The sequence below is a fragment of the Nocardia albiluteola genome, assembly GCF_018860155.1.
GTDB classification, from domain to species: Bacteria; Actinomycetota; Actinomycetes; order Mycobacteriales; family Mycobacteriaceae; genus Nocardia; species Nocardia albiluteola.
The window spans coordinates 1-12261 of sequence record NZ_JAHKNI010000004.1 but is presented as its reverse complement, the minus strand read 5'-3'; the positions used below and the strand labels follow the sequence as shown (position 1 = coordinate 12261).

Here is a 12261-nt window from a genome sequence, read left to right as displayed (position 1 = left end):
GCACAAAATCATGAGGAAATCCTCACGTTTCCTCCGCGCCCTCCCGCTACCCGCGAGTATTTCCGTACGTACGTACAAGAACGGCCCCGAACATGACCCTCCCTCACGTTTGAACGCGCTGGTCCGGCCGGTTGCTTCCAGGCGAGAACTCGAGGGTTCCTCACATTGTCCGTAACCAAATCGTTATAATACCTGGTGGGGTTACCCATGAGTACGAAACACCCATCCAGAGCTTCGCTCTGGCGATCGCGCCCGGTAGAGTTTGGACGGTCGTACCAAGCACGCGCGAGTGGCGAAATAGGCAGACGCGCTGGATTTAGGTTCCAGTGTCTTAACGGACGTAGGGGTTCAAGTCCCCTCTCGCGCACAGATTCCCGGCAGATTTGCCGGGTTTGCGTGCCGTGTGTTCGAGCGCACTCGAACACACGGAGGTGACCTGGGAAATGCGCACCCAACTGCGACAACTTCTGACAGATCCGCCAGGATCGACCAGCGATGAGGACACGGGGCACGATCGGGGCAGGTGGTCTCGTGCCAGTCGCGGCGCACCGCCAGCGTTAGCAGTGCAGGGCTGCCTCGGGGTTGTACCAGGCCGACGAGATCGGCAGGTCGGCCGCGTGTAGCAGGTGCAGAATCTCGGCGGCGGATGCGGTGCCCGTCTCCGTGTCGTCCGCCTCGACCGGCGGGCCTGCGGCCAGCACCGGCAGGATCGCGTTGTCGCGGTATGTGATCGCGCTGACGTGCAGCACCGCCTTGGCCGATTGCTCGGTGGCGTTGTAGCCGGGATATTTGTTGAACGAGCCCTCGGGTACGGTTTCTTCGATCGAGACGTGGCCCTCGATCACGATTTCCGCAGTCGCCGGGACCAAGAGGTCCACCGTCTCGGCAGGCACCACCTCGATGCCCTCGCCGAATACTGCTCCGAGATAGCGGCTTTCGTCCAATCCCTCGGGTAGCGGCATGCCGCCGACTACGGCCAGTCCCGGTTCGACACCGAGCACCACCGCGATCGGCATGGGCTAGCCCGCAGCGGTCCACTGCGCCCGGACGATCCCGATCTGCTGGGTTCGTAGCAGCAGGCAGGCCAGATTGTTCTTGTCGTGCACCATCATTCGGTTGATGGACCAGTTGGTCTAGGAGCCATCCGGTGTGCGCACGATATTGGCGCCGAAAGTCTGGATATAGCGGCCGCCGTCGTTGCCGTGGATGAACGGTGTGGGGAACCCAGTCTGCTACGGCCCTGGAGGCGAGCGCTTCGGCGGGCCAGGCGACAGACGCCGCTGGCAAACATGTACCAGTACTTTGCCAGCACGACCGTTCATGATTTTGACGATCACTCAGTCGTCTCGAAAGACCGTGACATCCATGGAAACCCCACCCACCCCGGCGCCTTCGGTGCACATCCGGGCCGTGATCACCTGGCTCGCCATCTTCCCGATGGTGGCTATCGGCATGGTCGTTATGGCTCCGTTTGTCGGTCATTGGCCGTTAGTGCTGCGCGCACTCGCCCTGACGGCCGTGGTCGTACCGCTGGCTGTGTACCTCGTGGTCCCACGAATGCTGGCGGCCCATCACCGATTCATCCGTCGTTCGAAATGAGTCCGGGCACCATGCCCAGAAGGTTGAGTTACGAATGTCAAGTGTGGAAATGACCTCCACTGTTGTAGTGCCGCAGGATCGGGCGCTCATCGACGGCAAGTTCGTCGGATCCGATTCCGGGGCAACATTTCCCGTGACCGATCCGGCAACGGGCCGGGTGCTGGCCGAGGTCCCCCAGATGGGGGAAGCCGAGACCCGGCGGGCGATCGAGGCAGCCCAAGCAGCGCAACCCGCCTGGGCGGAGCGGACGGCCAGGGATCGCTCGAAGATTCTCGATCGCTGGGCGGCGCTGCTCACCGAGAAGAGCGAAGAGTTGGCGGTCCTACTGTCGGCCGAGAACGGCAAGCCGCTCAGCGATTCTCGCGCCGAAGTCGCCTATGCCATCGGGTTTGTCGATTTCTTCGCCGCCGAGGCGCGCCGGGTGTACGGCGAGACCATTCCGGCGCACCGCACCGACACTCGGATCCTGGTGTTGAAGCAGCCCGTCGGCGTGGTCGGCGCGATCACGCCTTGGAACTTCCCCGCGGCCATGGTCACCCGGAAGTCTGCGCCAGCCATCGCGGCGGGCTGCGCTGTGGTGCTCAAGCCTGCGGAACAGACGCCTTTGTGCGCCTTGGCCATTGCCGAACTGGCCGTTGAGGCCGGTGTCCCGGCGGGCGTGCTGAATATCGTCACCGGTGACGACGCGGCAGCTCCGACCATCGGTGGTGAACTGTGTGCGAATCCGGTGGTGCGGCAGCTGACCTTCACCGGCTCGACCGAGGTAGGGCGGATTCTGGCGGCACAGTGCGCGCCAACGGTGAAGCGCATGACACTCGAATTGGGTGGCAATGCCGCGTTTGTGGTGTTCGAGGACGCTGATCTCGACGCCGCGGTCGAGGGGGCGATCACCGCCAAGTTCCGTCATGGTGGCCAGTCGTGCGTGGGCGCCAATCGATTTTTCGTCCACGACGCCGTGTACGAGGACTTCGCCCACCGCTTCGCCGAACGCGCAGCCGCACTGCGGGTAGCCCCGTACACCGATCCGGACTCGAACCTGGGCCCGCTTATCGATACCCAGGGTTTCGAGAAGGTGCGGGCGCATGTGGCCGACGCCCTCGCGCACGGAGCCCGGCTGCTGGCCGGCGGCCACGCCCTGGAGGGCACCTTCCACGAGGCCACGGTGCTGGCCGACGTCACGATCGACATGCTGATCTCCCATGAGGAGACCTTCGGCCCGGTCGCCGGGCTTTTCCGGTTCGGCACCGAGGCGGAGGTGATCGATGCGGTCAACAACACCGAGTACGGCCTGGCCAGCTACTTCTACACCCGAGACAACAGTCGCGCATGGCGCGTGGGCGAGGCCATCGAGGCTGGAATGATCGGCGTCAACACCGGATTCATCTCGGTGGAGAGCGTGCCCTTCGGCGGCGTGAAGCAGTCCGGTATGGGAAGGGAAGGCTCACACCATGGCATCGAGGAGTTTCTCGAGATGAAGTACCTGGCCCTCGGCGGTATCTGAGCGACATCATCGCTGAGATCGAATCGGGTTGTTCACCGCAGATGTCGCCGCGGGGCGGGACGACCGGATCTCGCCGGCGTACGTCCGCGTTGGTTACCCGCCCTCCCAGCACGCTGGGAGGGCGGGTAACCGCGGAAGCCGAGGTGGCTCGAGCAGTGAACCCGGGCCTGATGGACTCCCTACAACTCTGGCGCTGCGGACTCGAATCCGACCCGAGCATCGGCAGCCACACGCTGGTCCGGGAATCCGAGGTTTTCAGCTGGTGAAGAATGTGCGCAGGCTGGCAGAAACGTAGTCGGGGTTTTCCTCCAACACCCAGTGGTTGGCCCCGGGCACGACGTCGGTGGTGACGTGGTCGGCGACGCGGTTGAGTAGATTGCCGATGGCCGAACCCAAACTGTGTTCGCCACCGACGCCCAGCACCGGGATGGTGAGTTTGCCGTCGCGAGCGATAAGGTCGTCGACCTGTCTTTCTCCGACGTCCTGCTGTCGGAAGTATTCGAGCGCCGCGTGGGTTCGGCCGGGCTTGCTCAGCGCAGCTATCAGTTGATTGCGCTCGCTGCTGTCTATCGTACCGTCGGCTTCATCGTAGAAGTGGCCGTAGAACAGAGCTTCCTTGCCGGCGATCAGGTCCTCGGGCAATTCGCCCTTGGGGCCTTTGGCCAGCCAATCCCACCAGAACACATCGGGTTTGGTCTGCACGAGATGGAGATAGTCACTGCTGGGGGGTGCTTCGAGAACGGCCAGATGGGCAATGTCGGATCGGTATTGGGTCGCGTAGGCCAGCGCGATCGCGCCGCCCCAATCATGACCAACGAGGTCGAAGCGACCCAGGTTCAGCTGCTGCGCCAGTGCGTGTATATCGGTGGTCACCGCGAGCGCCTGGTAACCCTCATCGGATTTCGCCAACCCGGAATCGCCGTAGCCGCGTAGGTCGATCGCGTAGACGGTGTGATCCCGGGCGAGGCCGGGGGCGATCTTCGACCAGGCTCGCCAGTTTTCGGGCCAGCCGTGCAGCAGCACGATCGCCGGGCCATGGCCACCAGAGATGTAGTGGACCGCGATCCCGTCGTGATCGATTGTTCCATCGTGGAAACCGGGCAACGGCTCAGCAGCTGCCGATACGGTGGAGGTGGAGGTGGAGGGCGCGGATTCGGAGCAAGATGTAGCGAGGGACGTGGCAGCAGTCAGCGCGGCCACCAGAAGGCAGGCGCGCTTGGAAAATAGCGTGAGACGCATACTGAGCACCTATCAGGGGACCTGGGTCATGCGGCTGAGACCCGGGAGCTCTTCGAGACGAGGCGTGAACACGTTGTGGAGCGGGGAAACGGTGACAGTCTGGGTCTGCTCGATCCCGAGCACCTTCATGGTCGGAAATAGGATCTCTTCGAGGAACGTTTCGAATTCCTGCTTCTCGTCCCAGATTTCGATGATCCGCAGCCCGTCCTCGGTTACCGCGGCCAGGTGTAGGTAAATGCTGCCCAGCGCGTGCCCTTCGACACCCATGCGCTCGACAACCGCGTTGTACTGCTCGGTGGTGATGCCGTGTACATCGAGAGTGCAGAGAACAGCCATGATAGAGGGTCCTTCCAGAGACGAATTCATATCCTGCGCAGTCAAGAATGCTCGCCCGTACTGGCAATACGCTGGCAAAGCACTGCCAGTGCGGCAGGCGGCCTTCGGCCTGGTATGGATTCCCGGGTCGCGGGCGCACGGTGGAACGCACTCGCCTGCGGCGCGATCCGAGTGATCGAGTTACGACGCGATTCGGCTTCGCGGGTCATCGGCTGGATCCGGATGTTCGGCACAGCCCTGCAGGGTGGCGAGCCGGGCCGGAGTAAGGCCGTGTCCGGCGGTGATGGCCCGGTGAACCGAGTCCGAGCTCAGGGTGGCTTGTGCTGCGTCGACGATGCGCTGTGCGTCGGGTACCCGGTATTGGTTCGGCTGTCCCGGGTGCAGGGTGTCACATCCGCCGATGATGGTCAGTGCGAGGCGAGGATGCCCGCTCGCAAGCGCGATGGCGGCGTGAGCGGTCCCGAGGTGAGCGTGCTGCTCTAGGTAGCCGGGGCCATCCAAAAGTGCTCTCGCCGTGGCGGACTCGGCACCGGCTGTTGTGTATTCACTGGCTTCGGCGAGCGTGATCGCGTACCCGGCGCGGCCCCAGACCTCCGCACCATTGGCAGTGTGACTGTACGGCTGCCCCGCCAGTCGCAAGGCCGTGAGTTCGTTGATCGACTGCCGGTACCGCGACAGGGCCGCCTCGCGGTCGCCTGTGTGCCGCGCGATGTCGGCTTCCACCACACGAAGCCAGCACACGGTGCCCGCCCGGACCGTCGAATCTATGCGCCCGAGCGCCTCTGTGACATGCGTGCACGCCTCGGTGACATCGCCGGTCCAGGCTCGCAACTGCCCGATCCAGGTGTGCACCGCGACCACCTCGTTTGCGCCGACCCAAGAGGACACCAGCCCGGCCGCCTCGTCCAAGAGTCGCGTACAGACTGGTGGGGTTCACGACGTCGCCCAACGTTTCCGGTCGAGCACGTTACGTTGCAACAGTGCGAACCAGGACTCCATCGCGGCGTTGTCGCCACACGCCCCGACGCGGCCCATCGAGCCGCGTAGCCCGTTGTGTGACAACAGTTTACAGGAGTTCCGCGACCGGAACCGGCTGGCTGCCGCGGCCGGAATGCACAATCGCTCCGGCCCGATCGCGCAGGGCGATCACGTTGCGCAGCGACGAGCACGCCGGCGACGAGGTCATCCGCTCGTCGATGCTGTAGCCGACGATGCGGTTGAACCACAGATCTGAACCACAGATCCTTCACAGCACACACTTATAGATAGAGCTTGCCCTCGTCGGCGGTGCGATGCACGGTGACGCACACTCCCACAGAGAAGACCGACCAGTCTCTTTAGATCGGTCAACCGAGCCGAGGCAGTCCCGCGACCCCGCCAGCACCGCCGTGCGCCCCCTCGCCCGCGCGCTGAGCACAACGGCGCCGGATCGAGGAGGCAGGGGCCTGGCTGGCGGGTTCGCTTGCACTCAGCACAGCTGAGGCGGTCTCAGATGCACAAGGTCACGCTGCCGAAGGGGAAGCACAGGACCCCAGATCCCCCTCCGGCAGTCGTGGCTGCGGTCGATGTCGACATTGCAGGCCCGGGCAGGACCGAACTGGCCGAAGCCACTGGCGCTGCGACAGCGCACATCGGTACGCGGCGTTGGCCGGCCGCACGATAGCTATCGATAAACCACAAGCCTGGCTTGCGTTGCGGTATCGCAAAGGGCGAATAGCACGCCGTCAACAGCCGTTGAAAGTCTAAAAACCCATTGCCCATTCAACTTTGGGCACGATTATTGGCTCGGGGTGTACGCAAACGAACCGCTGTGCTTCAATTGGGTTTGGGCAGGGGTAGATATGACCGTTCAACGACAGCAACCTCATCCCGACCGGGGATTGAGCACAGATGCCGAGCCGGACATGTCAGCGATGCAGACAGTGCCGCTGTGTGCCGGGCAGCGAGGGCTGTGGCTGGCGCAGCAACTGAGTCCGGACGTGCCGGTATGCGAGGCGCTGTATATCGAGTTCCGTGGGGATTTGGACGTCGATCTGTTGCGTGCGACGACGATTCAAGCTGGCCAGGAGTTCCAGTCGGGGTATGTGCGACTGCTGGAGATCGACGGCGAGCCGTACCAGTTGTACGACCCGTCGCTGGAGTCGGCGGGGCCGGTCATCGACATGCGTGGTGAACGGGATCCGGTCGCGGCAGGCTTGCAGTGGATGCATCGCGAGTGCACCACGCCGTTGGATATGAACCGGGACCGGTTGGTCACATCGGCGATTGTGCAGGTCGGGGATCGGCATTATCTGTTGTACAGCAAGATCCACCATGTAGCGCTGGACGGCTATGCCGCGATGATGATCGTGAACCGGATGGCGGCGCTGTACACGGCGGCGGTGCAGGACCGGCCGGCAGAGCCGAACCGGGCCGCCGACCTGCGTACTCTTTACGAGGCCGACCGCAGCTATCGGGAGTCGAAGCGGTTCATCGACGACCAGGCATATTGGGTGCGCAAACTGGCCGGCGTCGGGGAAGAGTCCAGCCTGGCGGCTGGGCACGCACCTGCGCGCGCGGACAGTGTGACCGCAACCGCCGAACTGTCAACGGCGGCGGTGGGGCGGATCGATCACTGTGCGCAAGCATTGGATGCGAGTCCGGCCGCGCTGGTGATCGCCGCATTCGGATGTTATCTGGCCCGGATGACCGGCCGCGACGACGTCCTGGTCAATATCCCCATGTCGGGTCGCACAACTGCCGTGCTGCGGCGGTCCGGGGGGATGTTTGTCAACGTCACACCGCTTCCGATCGTGGTCGGTCCGGAGGACACGGTCGCGACGCTGGTGCGGCGGGTGCAGTCCGATCTGGTAGGCACCCTGCGGCATCAGCGGTGCGGCCTCACCGATATTCGCGCGGCCACCGGATATACCGGACAAAGCGGGCAATGGCGTTTCGCGGGACCGTTGGTAAATGTCATGTATTTTCCCCAGAAGATCCAGCTCGGATCGGTGACCGGGGAATTCCATATCCTGAGTTCGGGGCCGGTCGAGGATTTGCTGATCGACCTGTATCAGACCGGTGACCCGCCGCGGACGATCCTCTACTTCTTAGCCAATCCAAACCTCTATAACAGCCCCGAATTGTCGGCACATTGCACCGGATTTGTGGAGTTCCTCGATGCGTTCACTGCCGCCGCACCGGGCACTGATCTCGGGCAGGTCCACCCCGGCAGCGCCCGCCACGGCGCGCGGGTCCGGCACCGCCGCGAGAACCTCGCGTTCTGGCGAGCCACGCTCGCGGACCTTCCCGAGGAGCTTCGTCTGCCGTTCGACAGGCCGCGGCCGGTGGTCATGTCTCACCGAGGTGCCACTACCAGCTACACGGTGAACGCCGAGTTGATTCAGGCGCTGGAAAGGTTTGCGCAGCAACAGAGTTCATCGCTGTTCATGGTGATTCACGGTGCACTGGCGGTCCTGCTCGCCCGGTTGAGCGGTAGCACCGACATCCCGATCGGCACACCGATCGCCGGGCGCGGCGCAGCCGCACTCGACGACGTGATCGGCATGTTCGTCAACACCCTGGTGCTGCGGACCGGCATCGACCTCGACGAATCGTTCACCAACCTGCTCGACCGGATCAGGCAAGTCGACCTGGACGCCTTCGAACACGCCGATGTTCCGTTCGAGCAATTGGTGGATCAACTCGATGTGCAACGATCCCAGTCCCGGCACCCGCTGTTCCAAGTGCTGCTGGCGTTCCAGAATCTGCAACGAGTGGAGCTCGAACTGCCCGGTTTGGCGGTGTCAGTCGTCGACCTGCCCACCGAGATGTCTCACTTCGATCTGCAGTTCATACTGTCGGACGACCGTGACAGCGGCGATGTGACGGTATCGGTCACCTATGCCACGGATCTGTTCGACGCGACGACCATCGATTCTCTCGTGCACCGGTGGTTCCGGATACTCGAATCGGTCGCCACCGATCCCACCGTCGCGGTCGGCGCGATCGAGGTACTCGAACCCACCGAACGAATCGATCTGCTGACACGCTCCGGCGCGCCCACGGCAGCGCCAACCACCCTGGCCGACCTACTGACTAACGCAGCCGTACAGAATCCCGACGCCACAGCAATCGTCTCCGACGGGCAACAGCTGAGCTACCGAGAACTCGATGAGCGTTCGAACCGACTGGCCCGACTACTCATCCAGCGAGGTATCGGCCCGGAAGACATTGTCGCGATCGGCATTCCACGCTCCCCCGAGTCCGTACTCGCAATTTGGGCAGTCGCCAAGTCGGGAGCCGCCTTCCTGCCGATCGACCCGACCTACCCCACCGAACGCATCACCCACATGACGACCGATTCCAAAGCAGCCATCGGCCTGACCGTGCCATCCGTGCGAGCACAACTCCCCGACAGCATCGACTGGCTGACACCCGACAACCTCGACAAGGACTTCGGTGCCCAGGCGATCTCCGATCTCGAGCGCACAACCCCGCTCCGGCCGCAGCATCCGGCCTACCTGATCTACACCTCGGGCTCCACGGGTGTGCCGAAGGCCGTGACCGTGACGCATGCCGGGGTAGCCGCGCTCGGTTCCGAACAGCGGGAACGCTATGCGGTGACCGCGGTTTCGCGGACCCTGTATTTCGCGTCGCCGAGCTTCGATGCCTCGGTCTGGGAGTTGCTGCTTGCGGTGGGTTCCGGCGCCACGATGGTGATCGTCGCGCCCGGCATCTACGGCGGCGCGGAGCTGGCTGAGCTGCTGCGCCGCGAGCGGGTGACCCACGCCGTGATCACGCCGGCAGCGTTGACTTCGGTGGATCCGGACGGGCTCGACAACCTGCGGGTCGTCGTTTCTGCCGGTGATGCTTGCCCGCCGGAGCTGGTGCGACGCTGGGTGGGCGACGGTCGTGAGTTCTTCAATGCTTACGGTCCGACCGAGGCCACGATCATGACGAACCACAGCGCTCCGTTGGTGGCGGGTGAGTTGGTAACGATCGGCGGCCCGATTCGCGGCTTCTCAGAATGGGTGTTGGATCAGCGGCTGCAACCCGTACCGGCCGGTGTAGCGGGTGAGTTGTATATCGCGGGTGCTGCACTGGCCCGCGGATATCATCGCCGGGCAGCTGTGACGGCCGGGAGTTTCGTGGCGTGTCCCTGGAGACCGGGTGACCGGATGTACCGTACGGGAGATATGGTTCGGTGGACGCCCGACAGGGCAGTCCAGCATCTCGGCCGTCTCGACTTCCAAGTCAAAATCCGCGGCCTACGCATCGAACTCGGTGAAGTCGATGCGACCCTCGCCGCCCACGAGACCGTCGGTTTCGCCACCACCATCAGCCACCGCAACGATTCCGGCACCGAGTCACTGGTTTCGTATGTCGTTGCCGCACCGGATCACTCGATCGATACCGCAACCCTGACCGAACACCTCACCCACCGGCTACCGTCCTACATGGTCCCCTCCTCGATCATGGTGCTGGACCACATCCCATTGACACCGGCAGGCAAACTCGACCGCAAAGCACTACCGAAACCAGTACACACCGACCACAAGCCGTTCCGAGCGCCCGAGACACCGACAGAACACACGATCGCTCGAGTGTTCACCGATGTGCTGGGTATCGACACGATCGGTCTCGATGATTCGTTCTTCGCCCTCGGCGGAGACAGTTTGGTCGCGACCCGGGTTGCGACGCGACTCGGGGCCGCGCTGGACACCGAGGTTCCGGTGCGGCTGTTGTTCGAGGCGCCCACGGTGGCGGCGCTCGCAGCCTATGTAGAGCAGCATGCCGGTCAGGGGCGACAACGCCCACCATTGATCGCGGGACCGCGTCCCGAGCTCGTGCCGTTGGCACCGGCCCAACAACGGATGTGGTTCCTCAATCAGTACGAACCCGGCTCGGGGGCATACAACATGCCGATCGCCATTCGGCTGCGCGGCGAGGTGAATGTCGATGCCCTGGGACTGGCCATGGTCGACGTGCTACGCCGACACGAGTCTTTGCGAACGCGGTACCCGGACCATGACGGAATACTGATCCAGCTGATCGAATCCGTCGACGACATCGACCAGGAACTGACTCCGGTGCCGGTTCTGTCGAGCCAATTGATCGCAACGGTAACCGAATTCATCAGCGAGGGTTTCGACGTGAGCACCCAGGTGCCGGTGCGTGCCCGATTGTTCCGCGTGGTCGGCAGCGAGGAATCGGAATATGTGCTGGCTGTCGTGGTGCATCACATCGCCGCGGACGGCTTCTCCATGACACCCCTGGCCCGCGACGTGACAACTGCGTACACCGCACGGATTCGCGGTGAAGTCCCGTCGTGGACACCACTGGCCGTCCAGTACGCGGACTACGCACTATGGCAACGAGCTACCCTCGGCTCGCCCGACGACCCGGAATCGTTGTGCGCCCGGCAGATCCGATACTGGACCGAAACTCTGGACGGAGTTCCCGAGGAGCTTTCTCTGCCGTTCGATAGGCCGCGGCCGGTGGTGATGTCTCACCGAGGTGCCACTACCAGCTACACGGTGAACGCCGAGTTGATTCAGGCGCTGGAAAGGTTTGCGCGGCAGCAGAGTTCATCGCTGTTCATGGTGATCCACGGTGCGCTGGCGGTCCTGCTCGCCCGGTTGAGCGGTAGCACCGATGTTCCGATCGGCACACCGATCGCCGGGCGCGGCGCCGCCGCACTCGACGAGGTGATCGGCATGTTCGTCAACACCCTGGTGCTGCGGACCGACATCGACCTCGACGAATCGTTCACCGACCTGCTCAGCCGGGTCAGGCAGGTCGACCTGGACGCCTTCGAACACGCCGATGTTCCGTTCGAGCAATTGGTGGATCAACTCGATGTGCAGCGATCCCAGTCCCGGCACCCGTTGTTCCAGGTGCTGCTGGCGTTCCAGAATCTGCAACGAGTGGAGCTCGAACTGCCCGGCCTGGTGGTGTCGGTGGTCGACCTACCCGCCGAGATGTCTCGCTTCGACTTGGCATTCGTGTTGTCGGACAGCGGTGACAGCGACGGTATGACGGTGTCGGTCACCTATGCCACGGATCTGTTCGACACGACGACCATCGATTCTCTCGTGCACCGATGGATCCGGGTGTTGGAGTCGGTTGCCGCCGATCCCTTGGTTTCGGTCGGAACGATCGAGGTGCTCGAACCCGCCGAACGAGCCGATCTGCTGACACGCTCCGGTGCACCCACCGTGGCGCCCACCACCCTGGCCGAGCTGTTGGCCACGGCGGCCGGGCGGGATCCCGACGCCACGGCGATCGTGTTCGGCGGGCAGCGGCTGAGCTACCGGGAGTTGGATGAGCGTTCGAACCGATTGGCGCGGCAACTCATCCGACGAGGCATCGGCCCGGAAGACATTGTCGCGATCGGCATTCCACGCTCTCCCGAGTCCGTACTCGCAATATGGGCAGTCGCCAAGTCGGGAGCCGCCTTCCTGCCGATCGACCCGACCTACCCCACCGAACGCATCACCCACATGACGACCGATTCCAAAGCAGCCATCGGCCTGACCGTGCCATCCGTGCGAGCACAACTCCCCGACAGCATCGACTGGCTGACACCCGACAACCTCGACAAG

7 protein-coding genes, 1 tRNA gene and 1 pseudogene are annotated in these 12261 nt (G+C 63.7%); 4 read left to right on the top strand and 5 right to left on the bottom strand.

What is annotated here, in order from left to right:
* Window positions 1-283 precede the first annotated feature (283 nt).
* A tRNA-Leu gene (locus KO481_RS13170) sits at window positions 284-367 on the top strand.
* Window positions 368-557: 190 nt separating this feature from the next.
* Here the strand turns inward: KO481_RS13170 and KO481_RS13165 are convergent.
* A complete protein-coding gene (locus KO481_RS13165) occupies window positions 558-1016 on the bottom strand; it encodes a UbiD family decarboxylase (RefSeq protein WP_215917402.1) in 459 nt (152 codons plus the stop codon).
* Window positions 1017-1320: 304 nt separating this feature from the next.
* Here KO481_RS13165 and KO481_RS13160 point away from each other — a divergent pair, with 304 nt between their 5' ends.
* Both KO481_RS13160 and KO481_RS13155 read left to right on the top strand, forming a co-directional pair.
* Window positions 1321-1599 (top strand): putative antibiotic biosynthesis monooxygenase, encoded by a 279-nt coding sequence (locus KO481_RS13160; protein ID WP_215917401.1) that lies wholly within the window; start codon window positions 1321-1323, stop codon window positions 1597-1599.
* Window positions 1600-1633: 34 nt separating this feature from the next.
* The gene (locus KO481_RS13155) at window positions 1634-3100 is read left to right on the top strand and encodes an NAD-dependent succinate-semialdehyde dehydrogenase (RefSeq protein WP_245400880.1); all 1467 of its coding nucleotides are present in this window, start codon (window positions 1634-1636) and stop codon (window positions 3098-3100) included.
* Window positions 3101-3355: 255 nt separating this feature from the next.
* On the opposite strand, the gene KO481_RS13150 is transcribed toward KO481_RS13155, so the two are convergent.
* The 4 genes and pseudogenes from KO481_RS13150 to KO481_RS13135 all read right to left on the bottom strand — a co-directional run.
* Window positions 3356-4339, bottom strand: coding sequence for an alpha/beta fold hydrolase (locus KO481_RS13150; protein ID WP_215917400.1), 984 nt, complete (start codon window positions 4337-4339; stop codon window positions 3356-3358).
* A gap of 12 nt (window positions 4340-4351) precedes the next feature.
* On the bottom strand, window positions 4352-4675 hold the full coding sequence (locus KO481_RS13145; RefSeq protein WP_215917399.1) for a hypothetical protein: 324 nt from the start codon (window positions 4673-4675) through the stop codon (window positions 4352-4354).
* Window positions 4676-4855: 180 nt separating this feature from the next.
* Window positions 4856-5563 (bottom strand): hypothetical protein, encoded by a 708-nt coding sequence (locus KO481_RS13140; RefSeq protein WP_215917398.1) that lies wholly within the window; start codon window positions 5561-5563, stop codon window positions 4856-4858.
* 51 nt (window positions 5564-5614) lie between these two features.
* Window positions 5615-5979, bottom strand: a pseudogene (locus KO481_RS13135) (IS3 family transposase); the annotation flags it as partial.
* 537 nt (window positions 5980-6516) lie between these two features.
* Between KO481_RS13135 and KO481_RS13130 the strand changes: the two are divergent.
* Window positions 6517-12261 (top strand): non-ribosomal peptide synthetase (locus KO481_RS13130; protein WP_215917397.1); only part of this gene is annotated, 5745 nt, incomplete at its 3' end.